At 60.9% G+C, this 20,852-nt stretch carries 21 protein-coding genes; 9 read left to right on the forward strand and 12 right to left on the reverse strand.

The annotated features are described in order from the left end of the window. The 3 genes from BLV20_RS13100 to BLV20_RS13110 all read left to right on the forward strand — a co-directional run. A partial coding sequence (locus BLV20_RS13100; protein WP_305883264.1) for a glycine cleavage T C-terminal barrel domain-containing protein occupies nt 1-547 on the forward strand: 547 nt, incomplete at its 5' end. Nucleotides 548-939: 392 nt separating this feature from the next. Beyond that, complete coding sequence (locus BLV20_RS13105; protein ID WP_007931076.1) at nt 940-1,152, forward strand: cold-shock protein; 213 nt, start codon at nt 940-942, stop codon at nt 1,150-1,152. A gap of 97 nt (nt 1,153-1,249) precedes the next feature. Beyond that, nucleotides 1,250-1,738 carry an RDD family protein gene (locus BLV20_RS13110; RefSeq protein ID WP_092302074.1) on the forward strand — a complete coding sequence of 163 codons (489 nt, stop codon included), beginning with the start codon at nt 1,250-1,252 and terminating at the stop codon, nt 1,736-1,738. Between the two features lie 59 nt (nt 1,739-1,797). Here the strand turns inward: BLV20_RS13110 and nadA are convergent, their stop codons facing one another. After that, nucleotides 1,798-2,856 (reverse strand): quinolinate synthase NadA, encoded by a 1,059-nt coding sequence (gene nadA / locus BLV20_RS13115; protein ID WP_092302076.1) that lies wholly within the window; start codon nt 2,854-2,856, stop codon nt 1,798-1,800. A gap of 514 nt (nt 2,857-3,370) precedes the next feature. Here nadA and BLV20_RS13120 point away from each other — a divergent pair. From BLV20_RS13120 to BLV20_RS13130, 3 genes are all read left to right on the forward strand, one after another. Beyond that, the gene (locus tag BLV20_RS13120; RefSeq protein WP_092302078.1) at nt 3,371-4,618 is read left to right on the forward strand and encodes a type II and III secretion system protein family protein; all 1,248 of its coding nucleotides are present in this window, start codon (nt 3,371-3,373) and stop codon (nt 4,616-4,618) included. Nucleotides 4,619-4,725: 107 nt separating this feature from the next. Further along, entirely contained in the window at nt 4,726-5,451 is a 726-nt protein-coding gene (locus BLV20_RS13125) for a tetratricopeptide repeat protein (protein WP_092302080.1), read from the forward strand. Between the two features lie 2 nt (nt 5,452-5,453). Further along, nucleotides 5,454-5,729 carry a DUF3613 domain-containing protein gene (locus BLV20_RS13130; RefSeq protein WP_092302082.1) on the forward strand — a complete coding sequence of 92 codons (276 nt, stop codon included), beginning with the start codon at nt 5,454-5,456 and terminating at the stop codon, nt 5,727-5,729. A 63-nt stretch (nt 5,730-5,792) separates the two neighbouring features. On the opposite strand, the gene BLV20_RS13135 is transcribed toward BLV20_RS13130, so the two are convergent. The 11 genes from BLV20_RS13135 to BLV20_RS13185 all read right to left on the reverse strand — a co-directional run bounded on the left by BLV20_RS13135 (nt 5,793) and on the right by BLV20_RS13185 (nt 16,512). Then, complete coding sequence (locus BLV20_RS13135; RefSeq protein WP_092302084.1) at nt 5,793-6,758, reverse strand: type II secretion system F family protein; 966 nt, start codon at nt 6,756-6,758, stop codon at nt 5,793-5,795. A 27-nt stretch (nt 6,759-6,785) separates the two neighbouring features. Continuing rightward, nucleotides 6,786-7,772, reverse strand: coding sequence for a type II secretion system F family protein (locus tag BLV20_RS13140; protein ID WP_092302086.1), 987 nt, complete (start codon nt 7,770-7,772; stop codon nt 6,786-6,788). Between the two features lie 2 nt (nt 7,773-7,774). Further along, the gene (locus tag BLV20_RS13145; RefSeq protein ID WP_092302088.1) at nt 7,775-9,208 is read right to left on the reverse strand and encodes a TadA family conjugal transfer-associated ATPase; all 1,434 of its coding nucleotides are present in this window, start codon (nt 9,206-9,208) and stop codon (nt 7,775-7,777) included. A gap of 3 nt (nt 9,209-9,211) precedes the next feature. After that, nucleotides 9,212-10,429 (reverse strand): AAA family ATPase, encoded by a 1,218-nt coding sequence (locus tag BLV20_RS13150; RefSeq protein WP_092302090.1) that lies wholly within the window; start codon nt 10,427-10,429, stop codon nt 9,212-9,214. Continuing rightward, complete coding sequence (locus tag BLV20_RS13155; protein ID WP_092302092.1) at nt 10,423-10,926, reverse strand: TadE/TadG family type IV pilus assembly protein; 504 nt, start codon at nt 10,924-10,926, stop codon at nt 10,423-10,425. The genes BLV20_RS13150 and BLV20_RS13155 overlap by 7 nt, the downstream gene beginning before the upstream one ends. Continuing rightward, on the reverse strand, nt 10,926-11,396 hold the full coding sequence (locus BLV20_RS13160; RefSeq protein WP_092302094.1) for a TadE/TadG family type IV pilus assembly protein: 471 nt from the start codon (nt 11,394-11,396) through the stop codon (nt 10,926-10,928). The genes BLV20_RS13155 and BLV20_RS13160 overlap by 1 nt, the downstream gene beginning before the upstream one ends. Nucleotides 11,397-11,404: 8 nt before the next feature. Further along, nucleotides 11,405-12,742, reverse strand: a complete 1,338-nt coding sequence (locus tag BLV20_RS13165) for a TadE/TadG family type IV pilus assembly protein (protein WP_092302096.1) — start codon at nt 12,740-12,742, stop codon at nt 11,405-11,407. A gap of 37 nt (nt 12,743-12,779) precedes the next feature. Next, nucleotides 12,780-13,586: a Flp pilus assembly protein CpaB gene (gene cpaB, locus BLV20_RS13170; protein ID WP_092302098.1), complete on the reverse strand. Its 807-nt coding sequence runs from the start codon at nt 13,584-13,586 to the stop codon at nt 12,780-12,782. A 16-nt stretch (nt 13,587-13,602) separates the two neighbouring features. After that, a complete protein-coding gene (locus tag BLV20_RS13175; RefSeq protein WP_092302100.1) occupies nt 13,603-14,922 on the reverse strand; it encodes an AAA family ATPase in 1,320 nt (439 codons plus the stop codon). Nucleotides 14,923-14,936: 14 nt separating this feature from the next. Then, a complete protein-coding gene (locus tag BLV20_RS13180) occupies nt 14,937-15,458 on the reverse strand; it encodes an A24 family peptidase (RefSeq protein ID WP_092302634.1) in 522 nt (173 codons plus the stop codon). Nucleotides 15,459-16,320: 862 nt separating this feature from the next. Continuing rightward, nucleotides 16,321-16,512, reverse strand: a complete 192-nt coding sequence (locus BLV20_RS13185) for a Flp family type IVb pilin (protein WP_092302102.1) — start codon at nt 16,510-16,512, stop codon at nt 16,321-16,323. 421 nt (nt 16,513-16,933) lie between these two features. On the opposite strand from BLV20_RS13185, the gene BLV20_RS13190 reads away from it, so the two are divergent. The 3 genes from BLV20_RS13190 to BLV20_RS13200 all read left to right on the forward strand — a co-directional run bounded on the left by BLV20_RS13190 (nt 16,934) and on the right by BLV20_RS13200 (nt 20,828). Beyond that, a complete protein-coding gene (locus BLV20_RS13190; protein WP_092302104.1) occupies nt 16,934-17,815 on the forward strand; it encodes a helix-turn-helix domain-containing protein in 882 nt (293 codons plus the stop codon). 311 nt (nt 17,816-18,126) lie between these two features. Continuing rightward, on the forward strand, nt 18,127-19,743 hold the full coding sequence (locus tag BLV20_RS13195) for a tryptophan halogenase family protein (RefSeq protein ID WP_092302106.1): 1,617 nt from the start codon (nt 18,127-18,129) through the stop codon (nt 19,741-19,743). Next, entirely contained in the window at nt 19,743-20,828 is a 1,086-nt protein-coding gene (locus BLV20_RS13200) for a monodechloroaminopyrrolnitrin synthase PrnB family protein (RefSeq protein WP_092302107.1), read from the forward strand. The genes BLV20_RS13195 and BLV20_RS13200 overlap by 1 nt, the downstream gene beginning before the upstream one ends. Nucleotides 20,829-20,852 lie beyond the last annotated feature (24 nt).

Below are 20,852 nucleotides of genomic sequence, written 5' to 3' on the forward strand. Positions count from 1 at the left end.
CGGCGAAGACGGTTTCGAAATCTCGGTGCCGGCGGCAAACGCCGAAACCCTGGCCCGTGCCCTGCTGGCCGAACCGGAAGTGGCCGCCATCGGCCTCGGCGCGCGCGATTCGCTGCGCCTGGAAGCCGGCCTGTGCCTGTATGGCCATGACATGAACAGCCAGACCACGCCGATCGAGGCCAGCCTGCTGTGGGCCATCTCCAAGCCACGTCGCGCCGATGGCGCACGGGCCGGCGGCTTCCCGGGCGCCGAGCGGGTGTTCGCCCAGCAGCTCAATGGCGTCAGCCGCAAACGGGTAGGCCTGCTGCCCCAGGAACGTACCCCGGTGCGGGAAGGCGCCGAGATCGTCAACGAGGCTGGCGAGGTGATCGGTAGCGTATGCAGCGGCGGTTTTGGCCCGACCCTGGGCGGTCCGTTGGCGATGGGTTACCTCGATAGCGCTTATGTCGCTCTCGATACGCCAGTTTGGGCAATTGTTCGTGGGAAAAAGGTACCAATGCTTGTAAGCAAAATGCCATTCGTTGCACAACGCTACTATCGCGGTTGATCGATTGTTTCTATAAGTAACGCGGTTGCGTTAAAAGTGCACTAATCTGTAACGCAACCGCCATAAAACAGTGCATATTTTCGATATTGAACTTGCCTTATAACAGTTGAAAACAATTGAACAACTCTATCGAATAAGCCTGCGCGGCTAGTATCGGCAAACAGCGCCGAGCTGAGGAAAACCGGGCTTTCGCAGGGCTTGTTTTTTCTCCCGTAGTTGGCGTAGAGTTTCCCCACTGTGTTTGCATGGGTCGCTTGGAATCGTGACCTGGGCAGTAGCTAACAAGTTTGCTACAACCCGTTCGACGTCTCTTACTTTCCTGCAACCCAGCCCAGTACTCTTTCACGAGAAAGAGACTGTCATTAATTTTTTAGCGTCAAAGGAAATAAGAAATGTCCCAACGTCAGAGCGGTACCGTCAAGTGGTTTAACGACGAGAAAGGTTTTGGTTTTATCACTCCAGAAAGCGGTCCGGATCTGTTCGTACATTTCCGCGCTATTCAGGGCAACGGCTTCAAGAGCCTGAAAGAAGGCCAGAAAGTGACCTTCATCGCCGTGCAGGGCCAAAAAGGCATGCAGGCTGACGAAGTACAAGCCGAAGGCTGATCGTCGGTAAACTAAAAGCCCCTGATGCTGACATCAGGGGCTTTTTTGTGCGCGCAATTCCGTAAAATGGCTTCTTTTTTCAATCGAGAGGCCTGTGATGCCCAAGCACCTGCTAACCCCCCAGGGTGATTACCCCGCCGCTGGCCTGGGCCGTCGTCTGGCAGCGATGTTCTACGACTTCCTGCTGTGCACCGCATTGCTGATCGTCACGGGCGGCATCTACAAGTTCATCCAGTTGCAGATCCTCGGCGAAACCCGGATGCGCACGCTGACCGAGTCCGGCGCGCTGGACGGCGACCCGCTTTACTCGACGATCCTGCTGTTTGTGTTGTTCGCCTTCTTCGCCAAGTTCTGGACCCATTCCGGGCAGACATTGGGCATGCAGGTCTGGGGCATTCGCGTGCAGAACGCCGATGGCAGCAGCATCAGCCTGTGGCAGGCTCTGCTGCGCTTCATGGTGTCGATCGCTTCGTGGCTGTGCGCCGGGCTGGGTTTTATCTGGATCCTGGTGGACAAGCACAAGCGCAGCTGGCACGACATCTACTCTTCCAGCCAGATCGTGCGCATCCCCAAACAGAAAAAATAATCCGCCACACACAAAAACGCCCCGGATGTCGGGGCGTTTTTGTCTGCGCGCAAAGGCGATCAGGCATTGCCCGCCAGCTTCATCCGCGCGGCCTGGGTGAAATCCAGCATGCGCTTGAGCGGACGAATGGCCTGGGGAATCAGCGCCGGGTCGACGAATATCTCGTTGCTGCCCTCTCGCAGGCACTGCAAGGTGCGCTCCAGCGTATTCATGGCCATCCATGGGCAGTGGGCGCAGCTACGGCACGCCGCGCCGTTACCGGCCGTTGGCGCCTCGATAAACACCTTGTCCGGGCACAGCTGCTGCATCTTGTAGAAAATGCCGCGGTCAGTGGCCACGATCAGCGTCTTGTTCGGCAAGCGCTGCGCAGCGGCGATCAGCTGGCTGGTCGAACCCACCGCATCGGCCAGTTCGATGACCGACGTCGGCGACTCCGGATGCACCAGAATGGCCGCATCGGGATAAAGCGCCTTCATGTCTTCCAGCTGCTTGGACTTGAACTCTTCGTGGACGATGCACGCGCCGTCCCACATCAGCATATCGGCACCGGTCTGGCGCTGAATGTAGGTCCCCAGGTGCTTGTCCGGCCCCCAGATAATGGTTTCGCCGTTATCCATCAGGCTTTCGACGATTTCCAGCGCGCAACTGGAGGTCACCACCCAGTCGGCACGGGCTTTGACCGCCGCCGAGGTATTGGCGTAGACCACCACGGTGCGTTCCGGATGCTGGTCGCAGAATGCCGAGAACTCTTCTACCGGGCAGCCCAGATCGAGGGAGCAAGTGGCTTCCAGCGTGGGCATCAGAATCCGCTTCTCGGGGTTGAGGATCTTTGCGGTCTCGCCCATGAACCTGACACCGGCGACCACCACGGTCTTGGCCGGATGAGCGTTGCCGAAGCGGGCCATCTCCAGGGAGTCGGAGACACAGCCGCCCGTTTCTTCGGCCAGGGCCTGAATCACCGGGTCACAGTAGAAGTGAGCCACCAGCACGGCGTCCTGAGCCTTGAGCTCGGCAGCGATTGCGGCACGGTAATGGGATTCCTCTGCGGCCGTCAGCGGCTTGGGCTGCTTGGCGTCGAGGTGGGCCTGAACCAGAAGGCGTTCGGAAATTTGCGTCATGTTCGCAAGACCTGCGGGCGCTTATGCGCGAAAGTCGAGTATACACCCGGCTCCGGACCCGTTGAGGGTACCGCCGGGAGAGTGAGTATTCATCAGGTAGGTGCAGCATTGAAGCTGCGCAAGGCTACAGAATATCCCCTTGATGTAAAAGATGATTCTGACCTGTGTCATGCCCGTTCGCCCTGTCTTGGAGCAGGCCCCCGCCAAGGGCATGAAGCCGCGGATCGAAGCCTCTGCGCATAGCAAAGAATTCAATGGTGCGCCAGGCGAAAACGCACCATTGATGGGCATTCGCGTACAGAGCGAGCCTTGCCCCGCTGGCTCGCCCTCGATCGGCCGAAGGTTTTTTTACACTTCATAGCAATTTTATCTTTCTGCGCTAACGTCATTTACAGAAACAGCTAACTGCTGGTTGGTTGCAGCAACACTTGGCGGGTTCTGGCTCAGGTGACGAAAAGATGCCCCCTGTTGGCCGGACCTCGCGGTTTCCCCAGCCCAAACAAGGAAGCAGTGCATGAACAGTGATTGTGTACAGGTGCTCAGGCGAGTGGCATGGACATTGATTATCGCTGGCCTTCCCACCGGGATCGCCGTGGCGGCATCAAATAACTGCGCAGGATTGCAACCCTTGCCGCCCACGGTGGAAGTGGGCGAAGGCCAGCAGACGGTCATGCACTCAACCGTTGCCATTACGCGATTGGCGGTTGGCGATCCCAAAATTGCCGACGTGTATCTCAATGGACGGGATTCCTACCTGCTGACGGGCATTGCGCCCGGCGCGACCAGCCTGATGGTCTGGACGGCCTGCGACAAGGAACCTCGCCAAAGCATGGTATTTGTCCAGGGCAAAGGCCCCCATTCGATGGTGAGTTCGCTGCTGCCTCCTTCCGACGACCCGGGACTGGCCAGCCAGGTGCAGACGGATATCCGCTTTGTCGAAGTCAGCCGCACCAAGCTGAAAGAGGCCGGTACCTCGATCTTCGGCAAGAGCGGCAACTTTTTGTTCACCTCCCCGGGCACCACCCCGTTTGGGACGACGGTGACGCCCGGCAATATCGGTGGCCTCAGACCGAACATACCGCTCAACAACGGCATGTTTAATATCGGCATTGGCGGCGGTAACGTCCTTGGGCTGATCAACGCCCTGGAAGGCAGTGGGTTTGCCTATACCCTGGCGCGTCCGAGCCTGGTGGCACTGAGCGGACAGAGCGCAAGCTTCCTGGCCGGTGGTGAAGTGCCGATCCCGGTCCCCAGCAGCGGCAGCGACAGTATTACCATCCAGTACAAGGAATTCGGTATTCGCCTGACCCTGACCCCCACAATCGTCGGAAATAACCGCATCTCCTTGAAGGTCGCCCCGGAAGTCAGCGAACTGGACTTCACCAACGGGATTACCGTCAACGATATCTCGGTGCCAGCCCTGGTTGTGCGTCGCACCGACACCAGCATCTCCCTGGCCGACGGCGAGAGTTTCGTGATCAGCGGCCTGATCAGCACCACCAATACCACGGCCGTGAGCAAGTTCCCCGGCCTGGGAGAGATCCCGATCCTGGGGGCATTCTTCCGCGATTCTTCGATCAGGCGCGAAGAGAAAGAACTGCTGATGATCGTCACTCCGCATCTGGTGCAACCGCTGGCGGTCAATGCCAAGCTGCCAGTACTGCCTGGCGAGCCACTGCGCAACTACGACCCGAACTGGTTCCGTCTGTACTTCCTGGAAAACGGCAATTTTGACCAGGCCGCCAGCGGGCTTTCGCAATGAACCAGACGCCTGGTTCGTTGCTCGCCACGCTCAGGCTCAATCACACCGGACTCGGCAAGTCCGGTGTTAGCCATTCCTCGACAATCGGATTGTTCCAGGAGGGAAAAATGAAAGTAGTCATTGCGGCGTTAGGGCTGCTCATGCTCAGCGGCTGCGCCACGAATGGCGGCGGTAGCTGGTCGAAGCAGGCCTGCAGCAAGCTGGATTCGGATCAGGAACTGTCGCTGAGCCTGGCCGACGACATGATCGACGAAGGCAAGCTGCACGCCGGCCTGGCCAATCTGCAACGCCTGCCGGAAGACCTGCCACAGGTGCGCATGCGCAAGGCCAAGATCTATCGCCAGCTCGGCCAAAGCGAGGCCGAACCGCTGTACCGCAGCCTGCTCAGCACCTGCCTGGTCGCCGAAGGCGAGCATGGCCTGGGCCAACTGGCAGCCTCACGCAACAATAACGCGCTGGCCCTGGAACACCTGACACGAGCGGCGCGCCTATCCCCCACCGACGAGAAAATCCGCAACGATCTGGGGGTGGTCTACCTCAACCAGGGGAATACCAACCAGGCCCGCTTTGAGTTCCTCACGGCCATGGAGCTGAAACAGGACAACCAGCTGGCAACCCTCAACCTGGTGACCTTGCTGATTTATCAAGGCAACTGGAAACAGGCCTCGGACCTGGTCAATCGCGCCGGGCTGAAGCCTGAGCAAGTCACCAGTGCGCGGGAGCGGGCCGAAAGGCTCAGGGGCGCGGCGAAGAGCAAGGCCCCTGCCGGCCAGGCAGTATCAGCAACGGATTCGTCGCCATCGAGTGTCAACCCACCAATAACGCAGAGGTAGTGATGAAACACCAAACGCTTAGCTGCCTGGGGCTCTTGCTTCTTCCGCTCATGGCCCAAGCCATCGAACCCGGCCCGGCATCGCTGTCACAACAATCGACCGAAACCTGGCTGCTGCTGCAGAGCCGTAACCAGGTCAAGTCGCCTATCCCGCAGAATGCCTCGCCCAGCGAACGGGAACTTGCCCTGCAACGCTGGCTGGACAACTACAAACACCCGATCCCCGAGTACTACAAGGAGTACGTAGGTTCGGGTGGCGGTGGTTCCCAGGGGCAATAGATCGCGATCAACTCAGAGGGGGCGATGCCATTCATGCAAATGGCTCTGCCCCCCTCCCCCCTCTTATATCTTCCCGAATACTTTGAACACGCCGATGATCGCCGGGCCTATGGCTACCAGGAAGAAGCTTGGCCACAGGCAGAAGATCAGCGGAAACACCAGTTTGGTGCCGATCTTCGCGGCTTTCTCTTCGGCCTGCTGCGTGCGCCGGTCGCGAAACTCCTCGGCATAGATGCGCAAGGTCGTACCGACACTCGTACCGAAGCGAATACTCTGCGCCAGCAAGCTCACCAACCCGCGAATATCCTCCAGCCCGGTGCGCTCGGCCAGGTGCTTGAGCGCTTCAGTGCTGGGCACCCCGGCACGGACCTCGGAGTTGACCAGCGCCAGCTCCGTGGCCAGCTCAGGCTGGCTGACGGCGATCTCTTCCGACACCCGCTCGATGGCCTGGGGCAAGGCAAGGCCTGACTCCACGCAGACCACCATCAAGTCCAGCGCATCCGGAAAGGCCACGAGCAAGCGGGTCATCCGCGCGTTCTTGCGCGCGTCGACGTAGATGGCCGGCACCAGCCAGCCCACCCCCAGCGCCAGGAGCACCAGGCCCATGCCCAGCATCAGTGAGACCTTGGACATCAGCGGCAGCGCCAGGATCGCCAGCGCCATCAAGGCCAGCGGCGTCAGCAAGCGCACGGCCCAATACATCTGCACCGCCGCCGGGGAGCGAAAGCCCGCATGGGTCAGCAGGGTCCGGGTTGCGGAAGCTTGCTCCTGCTCGCCAGAGACAAAGCGCTGGCCAACCTGCTCCAGCATCAATTGCAGATTGCTGGGCGTGCCCTGCCTGCGACCGTCGCCATGGCCGCGCTTGATCAGCATGAGACGGCGCTGTACCGGGTCCTGCAGCCCTTGCAGCAGCAACACCAGGGTCGCCACGGCCAGCACCACGCTGAGGCCAATGGCCGCGGCGAACAGCAGGCGCGCCAGTTCTTCGTTACCGACCAGACGATTGATCAGACTCAGTAGATATTCCATGACCTCACCCCCTACGAGTGATTGTGCTCAGACCTGGATGCGGATGATTTTGCGTATCCAGAAAATCCCTATCAGCATCGCCATAAACGCGCCCAGGACCATCTTCTGCCCCAATGGCTCATTGATGAGCAGCGGCAGGTAGGTGGGGCTCGACAACACAATCCCCGCAGCCAGTACAAACGGCATCGCCACCAGGATCCAGCCCGACAGGCGACCTTCGGCCGAGAGCGTCTTGACCTTGCGCTGAAAGCGGAAACGACCGCGAATCAGGCTGCTCAAGCGCTCCAGCACTTCTGTCAGGTTGCCGCCCGTCTCGCGATGGATCAGCACGGAAGTCACCAGCATCATCACGGTCATGCTCGGCATGCGCTCCAGCAGGCCGAGCATGGCCCGACGCACATCGTTGCCGTAGTTGATGTCGGAAAAGGTCAGGCCGAACTCGTGGGCCACCGGCCCCTTATGCTCGTCGGCCACCAGTTGCAGGGTCTCGTTGAACGGATGCCCGGCCCGTAGCGCCCGGCACATGGCGTCCAGTGCATCGGGCAATTGCTCCTCGAACTTGGCAAAGCGCTGGGTACGGTCCCGGGAGATTTTCAGCACCGGCAGCCAGAACGCCACAACCGCCGCCGGCAGCGCCACCCACCACAATTGGGTGAATATCCACAGCGTCATGCCCGTCCCCAGCATCAGGACCAGGCTGAGCATCAGCACCCGATAAGCGCGGTATTCATGCCCGGCCTGCTCGATCATCTGCGCCAGGGCTTCCATCGCTGGCAACTGCTCCAGGCGCGCCTCCAGCGGCGACAGGCGGCGCAGGTATTTCTGGCGCAGAACCGACTGCATGTTCTCCAGGTTACTGGCCCGCTCCAGCAGGTCGAGGCGGCTGCGAATACGCTTGCGCACCTTGCCCGCTTCGCCGAACACCGGCACCGTCAGGCTCTGGCTGAGCAGGAATATGGCGGTGAACACCATCCCGAGAAATGCCAGGATAAATTCACTGGGGATCTGGTTCATGGCTAGCCCTCCATCCAGTCAGGCCGGAACAGGCTGAGCGGCAGCTCGATGCCTCGCTTGGCCAGCACATCGCGAAACGCCGGCACCATGCCGGTGGGGCGGAATTCGCCGATGACTTCGCCTTTCTCGCCCAGGCCGCTGCGCACGAAAGAGAAGATCTCGGTCATGGTGATGATTTCACCTTCCATGCCGTTGATTTCCTGCACGCTGACCAGCCGGCGCGTGCCGTCTTCCTGCCGCTCCAGCTGGATCACCACGCCGATGGCCGACGCGATCTGCTGGCGCAGGGCCTTGATCGGAAAGGTCGCCCCCGTCATCGACACCATGTTCTCGATCCGGCCCAGGGCATCGCGGGCGGTGTTGGCGTGGATGGTGGTCAAGGAGCCGTCGTGGCCGGTGTTCATCGCCGTCAGCATGTCCAGCGCCTCGGCGCCACGCACCTCACCGATCACGATGCGGTCCGGGCGCATGCGCAGGCTGTTGCGCACCAGCTCCCGCTGGCCCACTTCGCCACGGCCCTCGATGTTCGACGGACGGGTTTCCAGGCGTACCACATGCGGTTGCTGCAGTTGCAGCTCGGCCGAGTCCTCGATCGTCACGATCCGCTCGTTGTGCGGAATGAAACTGGACAACACGTTGAGCATGGTGGTCTTGCCGCTGCCGGTCCCGCCGGAGATCAGCACATTCAGCCGGCCGCGGACGATGGCCTTGAGCATCAGGGCGATGGCCGGGGTCAGGGTGCCCATTTGCACCAGGCTCCCGGTGTTGAGCAAATCCACGGCGAAACGGCGGATCGACATGCTCGGCCCGTCGATGGCCAGCGGTGGAATGATCGCGTTGACCCGCGAACCGTCCTTCAGGCGGGCGTCTACCAGCGGCGAGGACTCATCAATGCGCCGCCCCAGGCTGGAAACGATGCGGTCGATGATGTTCAGCAAGTGGTGGTCGTCGCGAAAATGCACGTCCGTCCTTTGCAGCTTGCCGAAACGCTCGACGTACACCGAGGCATGGCCGTTGACCAGGATGTCGGACACGCTCGAGTCGTTCAGCAGTGGTTCCAGGGGCCCGAGACCAAGCACCTCGTCGGTGATCTGCTTGAGGATCAGCTGGCGGCTGCTGGCATTGATCGGCGCCGAATGTTCGTCGAGCAGGCGCTGGCAAATGTCACGGATCTGCCGCCCGGCCTCGGCGGGTTCCAGGGAGTCGAGCAGCGACAGGTCCATGACCTTGAGCAACTGCTGGTAGATCCTCTCCCGCCACTCGACCTCCATCGAGCCGAGCTTGGTTTTGGTTTCATAGAGCAGGTCCGGCACGCTGGCCTCCCAGGCCATGAGTACGTTGGCGCACTCTTCACTGGCGCCGGATGCGTCTTGTTTCTCTGCCGGTGCCTGTTTGCCGGGTTGCTGGCGCAGGCGATTACGAAAGTCGCTGAGCATGATCTAGCCTCCGAACAGACGATTGAAAGTACGTTTGAACAGACTCTTCTCGGCGACCTCGATCCCGATCAGGTTCTGGGTCACTTCGCGCAGGGCCAGGGTCACGCCCGAACGGGGCGCGTGCAGCTCCAGCGGCACGCCGGTGTTCTGGCTTTCGCTGACCCCCGCGTAGTCGTTGGGCAGGGCTTGCAGGGTCGGGCAGCGCAGGGCATCGGAGATGTCCTTGAGGCTCACCGGCGAGGTCTTGTTGTAGCGGTTGACCACCACCTGTATCCGGTTGCCATGCACATTCAGGTCTTCGCGCAGGATACGGGTCAGGCGGGTGCCGTCCTTCAAGTGGCTCAGGCTCTGCTGCAACACGACGTAGATGCGGTCGGCCTGCTCGAGCGTGACACCGCTGAGGTGATCGATCTGCCGCGGCAGATCCACCACCACCCAGTCGTAGGTACCACGGGCCAGGCGCAGCAGCTTTTCCAGCTGGTCGTGGTGCACATCCTGCGTCAGGCACAGCTCACCGGTGCGCCCGCCCAGCACATGCAGGGTCGGGCTGAAATGGTTGCAGTAGCCACGCAGGGCGATGCTGTCCAGGGACTCGACCTGCTTCAGCACATCCACATGACTGTGCGCCGGCACCACGTCCAGGCAATGCGCCACGCTGCCGAACTGCAGGTCCAGGTCCAGCAGCAGGGTCCTGCCCCCGCGGGTGGAGAGCTGATGGGCCAGGTTGCACGCCAGCATCGAGGCGCCCGAACCGCCCTTGGCGTTCATGACCGCAATCAGCTTGCCACCGGTGCCCTGCTCGGCATTGGCTTCCATGAGCATCCGGCCGATCGCCGCTTGCAGGTCTTCCGCCGCCACCGGTTCGGGCAGGAAGTCCCGGGCGCCGGCCTGCATCGCCAGGCGCATGCCTTCACGCTCGTCCAGCGGGCCGCACACCAGCAGCGGTGGGCGCTCCTTGAGCGGATGCTGCAACAAGGCCGCCAGCTCTTCGCGCCACAGGTGGCTGACGCGCAACAGCAGGAAGTCGGGCATCTGCTCCAGGCCGTACAGCGGATCGGTATGGCCGTTGCTGACCAGGCGAGTGCTTACCTGCAGGTTCGGCAAACCCTGGCTCAACGCTTTCAGATAGTTCAAGGTCGTCACGTCGCGCCCACTGATCAGCAGGCGTTTGCCTTGCTTTTCAGTAGCAGCGGCGACGGGCGCTTCTCGTGTACTTAGCATGGCGTGATCTCCGGAGTGACTGCTGCCTGGGGATGCCGACCGAGGCTTTCACGCGGCACGGTCGCCCTGAATACCGGCAGGACAAACACCCCGCCGAACCCAGGAATCAGAAAGTTGAAGTTGAAATTGGATACCTGCAGCTGGACATAGCGAATGGCGACGAACCCGCCGGTGCCGCTCAAATCGTTGGGGCTGGCGACGTTCGCACCGTTGGCGTCCAGATAGACCAGGTTCAGGTTGGCGGTGGTCAGGTTATTGAGCAGGCTGCTCGCGCCGCTGTCGGCGGCTGTGTTGAACATCGCGCGACGCAGGATCACCGGGTCGTTGATGTCGCACACCGCCGCCAGGCGGGCGCCGCGGCGCACCGTTTCATTCAGGGCATTGACCGTGAAATACAGCCGCCCCATTTCCAGCACGCCAAACAACATGACGAACAGCACCAGGCTGGTGATCGCGAATTCGACGGTGTACAGCCCGCGCATACCTTTGACATTCATCACAAGGCCCTCATCACGACAGTGGAAGTCAACGCCAGGCCCAGCGGTACGCTGCTGCCATACAAGGCCGGCAAGGCGCTGCCGATCACCGGCACGTAGGTGTAGGTAATGCTGACCTGGACATGGTTGGTACCGACCGCGGAGACCGCGACATTCGCCGGCGTCAGCCCCGACACCACCGCCGGGTAGCCATTGGGATTGGACGGCACGCCATAGACCGCGACGTTCTTGGTCTGCGTCTGCAGCGTGCCGCTCAGTTCAAGCGTGCCCAGGGTGGCGTTCCACGCCTGGCTGGCGACAAAGCGCCCGGCGTCGCGACTGGCCTGCATCAGGCTGTTGTACTGGAACAGCATGCGGCCGAACTCGGCGAAGGCCAGCATCAGCAACAGCAACAACGGCAGCGTCAACACCAGCTCCACCAACGCCAATCCGCCTTGACGCCGCGGCGACCTGAATCCTGTGCGTCCCATAAAGCCTCCTAAGAGTCGGTGCTGGGGGTCTGGTTGTTATCGATGTAGGTCTTGTACAGCTGGATGATCTGCGGTCCGGTGGTAGTGGTCGGGGTCGGGCCGGGGACGTTGTCGCCCTCGCATACGCTCTGGAACTGGCCGAATATCTGCGCCGAGTTGCCCTGTTGCGAGGCCGGTTGCAGGACGAAGTAGCAGCCGAAACCCAGCACCGGTATCGAGGACGTCCCGTCGTTCTTGCCGCTGCAGTCACCGATCACGATCTTGATGATCCGCCGCTCGAACGCCCCGCCGTTCTGGCAGCTGCCACCGCCGCCGGCGACGCAGTTGGCGGCGTCCTGTACCCAGTCGTTGTAGTCGTACAAGGCATTGCCACCCGCGGACAGGTTGCCGCTGTTGGACGTAACCAACTGATTTTCGTACTGGATCTGCGCCAGCGTATTGTCGTAGGTGAACGACTTGGAATTGACCGTCACCACCAGGTCCGGTGGATAGTCCGCCGAGCTGAGACCGCCGGAATACTGGTTGAAGCGCGTGTTGAGCCCCTGCGAGGCAGGCCCGACGGTATTCCCCGGCTTGGTCTGGACATTCGAACCGACGTTGTTGCACTGGTTGATACCGCCCGCCAGCCCCTGCCTGACGGTGTTGCCGCCGGAACCGAAATCGAGCAGCTGAAAGTTGCCCGGGCCAATCGGCGAGCTGTTGCCTGCGGCGGTTTTCAATACCTGCGGATCGCCGAACCTGAACCCCCAGAACATCCCGGTGGCCGGGCTGTTTTGCGTTGGATCGCCACACACCATCAGCGGTGTGAGGTCGCAAGGGCTGGTGGGGCTAGGCCCGGCGGTGGCAACGGCGGTCACGAACTTGTTGCCGACGCCGTTGCCCAGGGTCTGGAACACGCCCCAGAAGAATCCGGCCAGGGAATAGTTCGAAACCGTCACTCGCACATAGCTCGCGTTAGCGGGCCCCGGGAAGGAAAACGGTCCATAGACGCTGGACGCCAACTCCACCGTGGCAAAAGCACCGGGATTGTTGCCGATGGCGGTGGCCAGTTCCTGATTGCCGGTGGCATTGGCGTTGAGGCTCAGGGTGTTGAGCGCAGCGGTTTGCGTCAGGCTCGCGGAGCCGGTCGTGCCCATGACCATGCTGAGGGTCTTGGCACCGCTCAGCGCCGCCGCGTCCACCGCATTCTGCAAGCGGGACTTGTTCACCAGCATATGGCTGCCATCCAGCGCCAGGGCCCCCATTAACAGCATCGAAGCCAGGGCAATCACCACCAGTACGAGCATGGCTCCGCGCTGCTGCTGTGGAAATGCACTCAATGGCTGTTGGATACGCATGCTCATCATCAAGCCCTCATGGTTGGCCTTTGTGCTGCCCGAGCATTTACAGCTGGGACTTCACGACGTTGACCTCGATGCCACGGATTACGGTGATACCGCTATCGCCGCTGGCGCGCTGGCGCACAATCGGCCGGGCCACCGGAGGCACCGGCACCTCCTGGACCATCGCCACCGGCTCGACCAGCGCGGCGGGTTGCTTCTGGTTGTCCAGCGGGTTGCGCAGGGCCAGTTGCAGCTTGCCGGCGGTCATGCCCTTGACCAGTGCCTCGGCCTGGAACGGGGTCATTTCCAGGGTGACGGCCCGCACGACTACCGGCTGGGTCTTGTCGGTACTGGCCGTCTGGTCCACCGCCAGCACCCGCAGGTCCTCGAGAATGGTCTTGGATTCGGCAGTGCCATTGCCGGTCTGCCGCGTGGCCAGTACGTCGACCCGGTTGCCCGGCAACAGGAACCCGCCCACGCCGACCACGTCGTCCACCCTTACCGAGATGGCACGCTTGCTGGGCTCGATCAGCGAGGCCAGGGTGCTGCCGCCCAGGTGTTCGGCCAGGCGCGCACCGCGCAGGATGTCGCCGCGCAGCATGGAGAACGTGGCGATCTTGCCCACCACCTTCTCGGTCGCGTCGAAAGCATCCTCGGGCACGGTCTCCTTGGGCATGCGGACCAGTGCGACCTGCTGTGGCTCGACCATTTGCCCGAAGGCGATCTCCACGGTCGCCACCACCACGTTCTGCTGGTTGTCGTCGGGGCTGGCATTGAGCCTTGCGTTGAGCCAGTTGTTGGCCATCCAGGCTGCGCCCAGGCCCAGGACCACGGACAAGGCGACCAGAGTGAAAGTACGAGAACTCATGTCGATATCTCCTTACTCAAAGAAAATCGAGCTGGACGAAATAGCTGTGCCAAGCCCATTCCAGTTCCAGGGGTGACAGCGGTCCGCTGGCGCCCAGGTAGCGCTGGCGATCGAGCGCCATGCTCAAGAGATCCCGTGGGTGGCAAGGCACCAGCGGCATGTTCTCGGCGCCATAGAGTTCCTCCACGACGTAGCGCAACAGCTGCGGGTCATACGGGATGTTCAAACGCTCGGTCTCTTGAATCCAGATGCGTTCGTACTCCTCGGGCTTGAGGTAGCCGAACTGCAGCTTGTAGCCGATACGCCGCAGGAACGCCTCGTCGGCCAGTTCCAGCGGGTTCAAGTTGGTGGAAAACACCAGGATCAGGTCGAACGGCAATTCGCAGTGCCGCCCGCCGCCCAGGTTGAGGAAGTCACGCTTCTCTTCCATCGGTACGATCCAGCGGTTGAGCAGCTCCGCGGGGGCCATGCGCTGGCGCCCCATGTCGTCGATGACGAACAGGCCATTGCTGGCCTTGAGCTGCAAAGGTGCCTGGTACTGGCGGGTGAAAGGGTCGTAGCGGATGTCCAGCTGTTCCATGGTCAGCTCGCCGCCGGTGATCACGATCGGCCGCTCGCAGCACAGCAGACGGCGGTCGATTCCCTCATTGAGCAGTAAGCTGTTCTGCTGGTCGCCGGCCTCCGTACGCCGATGGACTTGAGGGTCGTAGACCTCGATCACCGCATCGTTGATCGCAATGGCATGGGGAATCCAGATGGACTCGGAGAACAGCCGGATCAAGCGGCTGCTGACATAGGTCTTGCCCGTGCCCGCCGGCCCGTAAATCATGATTGCGCGCCCGGAGTTCAGGGCCACGCCCAGTTGGTCGAGCATGTTTTGCGCCAGCACCATGGAGCCGAAAGAAGCCTGCATGTCGCGGGCACTGATCCGCCCATGGTGAATGGTCTGGACCTTGAGCAGCGCGCGGTAAGCGCTCACCGGAAAGGGCGCGGCGCCGATATAGCCACTGCGCGACAACGCATCGCGGGCGGCATTGCGGCCACGCTCGGTCAGCCCATAGCGCAAGCCCTGGCCGCTGGATTGGCCAAGGATCTCGACCCGATGATCCTGGCGCAGGAAACTGAGGATTTCTTCAATGACCGCCCCCGTCAGCGCCAGGCGCTCGACCAGTCGAGGCATGTCCAGCACGCCGGCATCGTGCAAGTGCTTGCAGACCAGGTCGCCGAGGAAGTTCTCCGCCAGGCCGGTCTCAAGGATCGTGCGCGGCTGTGGAGCCAATTGCTGCACTGCTTTGCGGTCATTGCCGGCCAGGCGGCTATTGCTAATGGCGTACATAACGTTCTCCTGAGCTACTGGCCAAGGGGCAACCAGAGGTAAAAGCTGGCCAATGTGCCGAGCAGGATCGCAATCGAATAGGGAAAGGGTTTGCCGGCCACTTCGTCATCCGCCGGAGACAAATAGGCCCTGGCTCTCATCATTTGCCAGTAACGCCCCATGGTCTGTTGCACCTGGCCACGTACCAGCACAAACAGCGCCCCGCATACGCCACCGGCAATCAGGCTGAAAAACGCTGCCCAGAGAGCGTGCTGCGGGGTAAGAAAGGCCCCCACCATGGCCATCAGCTTGACGTCGCCGGCCGCCATTCCTCCCAAGGCGTACAAGGGAAGAAAAACGCTAAAACCGATCAACATGCCCAACAGCCCATGACCCAGCCCGGCAACGCCGGAGGAAACGACCTGGCCGGCAATCCCCAGCCCCAGCCCCACCACAATCAGGAGATTGGGAATACGGTTGCGGCGAAGGTCACTGACCACCGCTATTCCCAGCAGTCCCAGCATCAATGCAACAGCGAGTAATTGCTCTTTGCCCATGACTGCGGCCCTCGGCAGAAGTTGGCGTACCAGCAGGTTTACCTGGACAGCGCATCCCGGGCGGGCGATGGCTGTTTTCATTAGTAACCGGGTATAAACGCGGCGACAGCGCCTGAAGTGAACAAACCACCTGTCATTGCATATTCGACAATAACCAGGCCATCGCAGATTTATTTCCCACTAACTGTTTTGTTTTAGATCAGCACTTTCGTACTGCCTGTTGAAACATTAGTCAGGTGACCCTTGAAGGGGTTAGGAGTTTTTTGCCGATCGTTAGGACTTTATTGCCGTTGTTAAAACAATAAAAACACTAACAACAATATTCCAATTAATAGAGCGGCTTATCTCCGGAAGGAATAATAGAAAAGTCTCTTTTGAAATCGTCTCATTCTCACCAAGAAACATCCGTTCCCAAAGCAATGGCAAAAACCCGCTTTTATTCGCTACGCAGGGCATAGTGCGCATCGAACTAAACAGAGGTTTTGATATCAGGATTTGATCTTCAGGCGGGCCATACAACGACAATACTGCTGAAGCTGGAAAGAGATTCTGGAGGGCACGCCAGCGCGGTGAAAAGCTGCCTGGGCAAAGGGGCATTCAACGATTCGATCTCGTTCCAGAGCAGGTGCTAGAGCCTCCCTCATGCATGCGCTCTCGCTGCAAATGCTGATGGAAAGGCTTCACCTCATCGGCGTGAGATCAAACGGAAAACGGTAGAACGCATATGCAGTTTGATCCTGACGACAGGCACAACCCCAGCCTGAGGGGAACCGCTCATCGGTGCCTGGCCCGAGAAATCCGGCCAGTAAGGGGTAATGAGCTGCTCCTGCCCAGGACTGGGAACTCAGCGCAACGCTCGCCGTTAGCACACCACGCCCGTAACAGCGCAACCCAGGCTGGTAATGGCAGCGGAAACGTTGCCTCCCAGGGTTACGAATGCAGCGACGGCGCCGAGCGTAATCAGACCACCTGCGACGGCATATTCAACGATGGTCAGACCGTCTTCATCTTTAATGAACGCCACCACCAAAGTTTTGATCGATTGCAGTTTCATGTCACCACCTCACATAAATAAAGTTGTCTTAAGGCGATCAGTATTTATGCCGCCTGAGGTGAATCCTAGTCAGTAGCTAGCAGAGAGAGTTAGGAGTTTATTGCCGAACCCTAGGATTTTTTTGCGGCCCGTGGCCAGGTAGGAAAAACACTAATGAAAACGCCCGGCAGATGGGGACTTTCTAGAAGGGAGCTATCCTCAGATAGCGCAAGAACTGACTCTGGCGTGTCCGCCGGGGCAACAAAGGCGATCGCAACTGCAAGGGAGCTGCAGGTCGATTTAAATTTTCGCTGTCAGCCATAGAAGGTAATCAAGAGAATCCTATGAAGCGTTATCAGAACTTGATCCTTCGCCCGCACGGCACAGTGACAATACTGACAGCTCAGGAAGTGACAGTGAGACACCAGGAAGGAATAGGGAAATGAAATCCGAGTCGACCCCCAAACCCTCTCTTTTATGGTTCGACCTCACCCGCAATCGATCATCCGAAGAACTGATCGAGCTGTTTCGTCCAGCCTGCGATTGCCGGATGGCGAAAGAGCCGTCGCTGTCGGAAAAGGAGGTTGCTCCTCCACCCGACATGATCTGCATGCACTATGACCGCCCGGACATGCGCGGGCTCAATCTGCTGCTGGAGATCAAGCACAAGCTTCCCTCCATTCCCATCGCCATGTTCACGGTGCAGCATTCCGAAGAACTCGCCGTCTGGGCAATGCGCTCGCGCGTCTGGGAATACATGGTGCTGCCCCTCTCGAGCGCCGAGATCCGGCGTTTCCTGCATGCGCTGAAACAGCTCTACGACTTGCGCCACAGCAGCGGCTCCAGCGGTAAAACCTTGCAGATCGAACATGGCCCGTCCCTGCCCGACAGCATCCGCCTGACCACCGAGCACCAGAAACACCAGGCGCTCAGCGATGTGCTGCTGTACATCGAGCAGAATTTTCGTGAAAACATCGACCAGAAAGAGTTGGCTAAACGTTGCGGCATGACCACGTTTCGCTTCAGCCGCCTGTTCAAGGAAGTCCATGGCCTGGGCTTCATGGATTACATCCTGAGCAAACGCATGGACAGCGCCAAGAACCTGCTCGACAACAGCCAGATGCCCATCACCAGCATCGGTTACGAGGTCGGCTTCAAGGACCCGTCTTACTTTGCCCGTGCCTTCAAGCAATTCACCGGTTCCAGCCCCAGCGAATTCCGACAACGCCGAAGAAGCGCGGAACCGCTGAAAGAGGAGCAGGAACTGGAGCAAACGCTGTCCCAGGTGATCGACAGCCTGCCACTGCGCATCGAGGGCCGATGAACAGCATTGGCAAAAAGTGGCGGTGCGCAGTGCGCGAGTGATCCGATCATTTTTGATCGGCTCGCCTCTTCAAAATCGGCGCTGGATGAAGTCGGCGGCGGACTGATCAGGCGCAAAAGAACGTGCGCCAAAACCTTCTTTTATAGCGAATACCTTTGCACTTCAGGATGTTAATTCGGAAACGGAATTTGCATCGCTTTTCCGGCAGTCTAGAGTCTCTAACAGCACATTGATGTGCCTCTTGCATGGATGCACGAAGACTGGCGGCCTCCCCTCGTCACAGGCGGCCCGCCTTTGAAACAAGGAGTGTTATGAACAAGCCGATCAAGAATATCGTCATCGTGGGCGGCGGCACTGCGGGCTGGATGGCCGCCTCGTACCTCGTCCGGGCCCTCCAACAGCAGGCGAACATTACGCTCATCGAATCTGCGGCGATCCCGCGGATCGGCGTGGGCGAAGCGACCATCCCAAGTTTGCAGAAGGTGTTCTTCGATTTCCTCGGGATACCGGAGCGGGAATGGATGCCCCAAGTGAACGGCGCGTTCAAGGCCGCGATCAAGTTCGTGAATTGGAGAAAGTCTCCCGCCCCCTCGCGCGACGATCACTTCTACCATTTGTTCGGCAACGTGCCGAACTGCGACGGCGTGCCGCTTACCCACTACTGGCTGCGCAAGCGCGAACAGGGCTTCCAGCAGCCGATGGAGTACGCGTGCTACCCGCAGCCCGGGGCACTCGACGGCAAGCTGGCACCGTGCCTGTCCGACGGCACCCGCCAGATGTCCCACGCGTGGCACTTCGACGCGCACCTGGTGGCCGACTTCTTGAAACGCTGGGCCGTCGAGCGCGGGGTGAACCGCGTGGTCGATGAAGTCGTGGACGTTCGCCTGAACAACCGCGGCTACATCTCCAACCTGCTCACCAAGGAGGGGCGGACGCTGGAGGCGGACCTGTTCATCGACTGCTCCGGCATGCGGGGGCTCCTGATCAATCAGGCGCTGAAGGAACCCTTCATCGACATGTCCGACTACCTGCTGTGCGACAGCGCGGTCGCCAGCGCCGTGCCCAACGACGACGCGCGCGATGGGGTCGAGCCGTACACCTCCTCGATCGCCATGAACTCGGGATGGACCTGGAAGATTCCGATGCTGGGCCGGTTCGGCAGCGGCTACGTCTTCTCGAGCCATTTCACCTCGCGCGACCAGGCCACCGCCGACTTCCTCAAACTCTGGGGCCTCTCGGACAATCAGCCGCTCAACCAGATCAAGTTCCGGGTCGGGCGCAACAAGCGGGCATGGGTCAACAACTGCGTCTCGATCGGGCTGTCGTCGTGCTTTCTGGAGCCCCTGGAATCGACGGGGATCTACTTCATCTACGCGGCGCTTTACCAGCTCGTGAAGCACTTCCCCGACACCTCGTTCGACCCGCGGCTGAGCGACGCTTTCAACGCCGAGATCGTCCACATGTTCGACGACTGCCGGGATTTCGTCCAAGCGCACTATTTCACCACGTCGCGCGATGACACGCCGTTCTGGCTCGCGAACCGGCACGACCTGCGGCTCTCGGACGCCATCAAAGAGAAGGTTCAGCGCTACAAGGCGGGGCTGCCGCTGACCACCACGTCGTTCGACGATTCCACGTACTACGAGACCTTCGACTACGAATTCAAGAATTTCTGGTTGAACGGCAACTACTACTGCATCTTTGCCGGCTTGGGCATGCTGCCCGACCGGTCGCTGCCGCTGTTGCAGCACCGACCGGAGTCGATCGAGAAAGCCGAGGCGATGTTCGCCAACATCCGGCGCGAGGCCGAGCGTCTGCGCACCAGCCTGCCGACGAACTACGACTACCTGCGGTCGCTGCGTGACGGCGACGCGGGGCTGTCGCGCGGCCAGCGTGGGCCGAAGTTCGCAGCGCAGGAAAGCCTGTAGTGGAACGCACCTTGGACCGGGTAGGCGTATTCGCGGCCACCCACGCTGCCGTGGCGGCCTGCGATCCGCTGCAGGCGCGCGCGCTCGTTCTGCAACTGCCGGGCCTGAACCGTAACAAGGACGTGCCCGGCATCGTCGGCCTGCTGCGCGAGTTCCTCCCGTTGCGCGGCCTGCCCTGCGGCTGGGGTTTCGTCGAAGCCGCCGCCGCGATGCGGGACATCGGGTTCTTCCTGGGGTCGCTCAAGCGCCACGGACATGAGCCCGCGGACGTGGTGCCCGGGCTTGAGCCGGTGCTGCTCGACCTGGCACGCGCGACCAACCTGCCGCCGCGCGAGACGCTCCTGCATGTGACGGTCTGGAACCCCACGGCGGCCGACGCGCAGCGCAGCTACACCGGGCTGCCCGACGAAGCGCACCTGCTCGAGAGCGTGCGCATCTCGATGGCGGCCCTCGAGGCGGCCATCGCGTTGACCGTCGAGCTGTTCGATGTGTCCCTGCGGTCGCCCGAGTTCGCGCAAAGGTGCGACGAGCTGGAAGCCTATCTGCAGAAAATGGTCGAATCGATCGTCTACGCGTACCGCTTCATCTCGCCGCAGGTCTTCTACGATGAGCTGCGCCCCTTCTACGAACCGATTCGAGTCGGGGGCCAGAGCTACCTCGGCCCCGGTGCCGTAGAAATGCCCCTCTTCGTGCTGGAGCACGTCCTGTGGGGCTCGCAATCGGACGACCAAACTTATCGAGAATTCAAAGAGACGTACCTGCCCTATGTGCTTCCCGCGTACAGGGCGGTCTACGCTCGGTTCTCCGGGGAGCCGGCGCTCATCGACCGCGCGCTCGACGAGGCGCGAGCGGTCGGTACGCGGGACGAGCACGTGCGGGCTGGGCTGACAGCCCTCGAGCGGGTCTTCAAGGTCCTGCTGCGCTTTCGGGCGCCTCACCTCAAATTGGCGGAGCGGGCGTACGAAGTCGGGCAAAGCGGCCCTGAAATCGGCAGCGGGGGGTACGCGCCCAGCATGCTCGGTGAGCTGCTCACGCTGACGTATGCCGCGCGGTCCCGCGTCCGCGCCGCGCTCGACGAATCCTGATGCGCGCGACCCAGTGTTATCTCA

The sequence above is a fragment of the Pseudomonas sp. NFIX28 genome (assembly GCF_900107395.1).
GTDB lineage: Bacteria > Pseudomonadota > Gammaproteobacteria > Pseudomonadales > Pseudomonadaceae > Aquipseudomonas.

Coding starts and splice junctions, on each gene's coding strand:
- BLV20_RS13150 (WP_092302090.1), bottom strand. CDS start 10,429: ATGCTAAGTACACGAGAAGCGCCCGTCGCCGCTGCTACTGAAAAGCAA.
- BLV20_RS13180 (WP_092302634.1), bottom strand. CDS start 15,458: ATGGGCAAAGAGCAATTACTCGCTGTTGCATTGATGCTGGGACTGCTG.
- BLV20_RS13105 (WP_007931076.1), top strand. CDS start 940: ATGTCCCAACGTCAGAGCGGTACCGTCAAGTGGTTTAACGACGAGAAA.
- BLV20_RS13135 (WP_092302084.1), bottom strand. CDS start 6,758: ATGGAATATCTACTGAGTCTGATCAATCGTCTGGTCGGTAACGAAGAA.
- BLV20_RS13155 (WP_092302092.1), bottom strand. CDS start 10,926: ATGAATGTCAAAGGTATGCGCGGGCTGTACACCGTCGAATTCGCGATC.
- nadA (WP_092302076.1), bottom strand. CDS start 2,856: ATGACGCAAATTTCCGAACGCCTTCTGGTTCAGGCCCACCTCGACGCC.
- BLV20_RS13160 (WP_092302094.1), bottom strand. CDS start 11,396: ATGGGACGCACAGGATTCAGGTCGCCGCGGCGTCAAGGCGGATTGGCG.
- BLV20_RS13140 (WP_092302086.1), bottom strand. CDS start 7,772: ATGAACCAGATCCCCAGTGAATTTATCCTGGCATTTCTCGGGATGGTG.
- BLV20_RS13185 (WP_092302102.1), bottom strand. CDS start 16,512: ATGAAACTGCAATCGATCAAAACTTTGGTGGTGGCGTTCATTAAAGAT.
- BLV20_RS13175 (WP_092302100.1), bottom strand. CDS start 14,922: ATGTACGCCATTAGCAATAGCCGCCTGGCCGGCAATGACCGCAAAGCA.
- BLV20_RS13165 (WP_092302096.1), bottom strand. CDS start 12,742: ATGATGAGCATGCGTATCCAACAGCCATTGAGTGCATTTCCACAGCAG.
- BLV20_RS13110 (WP_092302074.1), top strand. CDS start 1,250: ATGCCCAAGCACCTGCTAACCCCCCAGGGTGATTACCCCGCCGCTGGC.
- BLV20_RS13190 (WP_092302104.1), top strand. CDS start 16,934: ATGAAATCCGAGTCGACCCCCAAACCCTCTCTTTTATGGTTCGACCTC.
- cpaB (WP_092302098.1), bottom strand. CDS start 13,586: ATGAGTTCTCGTACTTTCACTCTGGTCGCCTTGTCCGTGGTCCTGGGC.
- BLV20_RS13130 (WP_092302082.1), top strand. CDS start 5,454: ATGAAACACCAAACGCTTAGCTGCCTGGGGCTCTTGCTTCTTCCGCTC.
- BLV20_RS13195 (WP_092302106.1), top strand. CDS start 18,127: ATGAACAAGCCGATCAAGAATATCGTCATCGTGGGCGGCGGCACTGCG.
- BLV20_RS13120 (WP_092302078.1), top strand. CDS start 3,371: ATGAACAGTGATTGTGTACAGGTGCTCAGGCGAGTGGCATGGACATTG.
- BLV20_RS13145 (WP_092302088.1), bottom strand. CDS start 9,208: ATGCTCAGCGACTTTCGTAATCGCCTGCGCCAGCAACCCGGCAAACAG.
- BLV20_RS13125 (WP_092302080.1), top strand. CDS start 4,726: ATGAAAGTAGTCATTGCGGCGTTAGGGCTGCTCATGCTCAGCGGCTGC.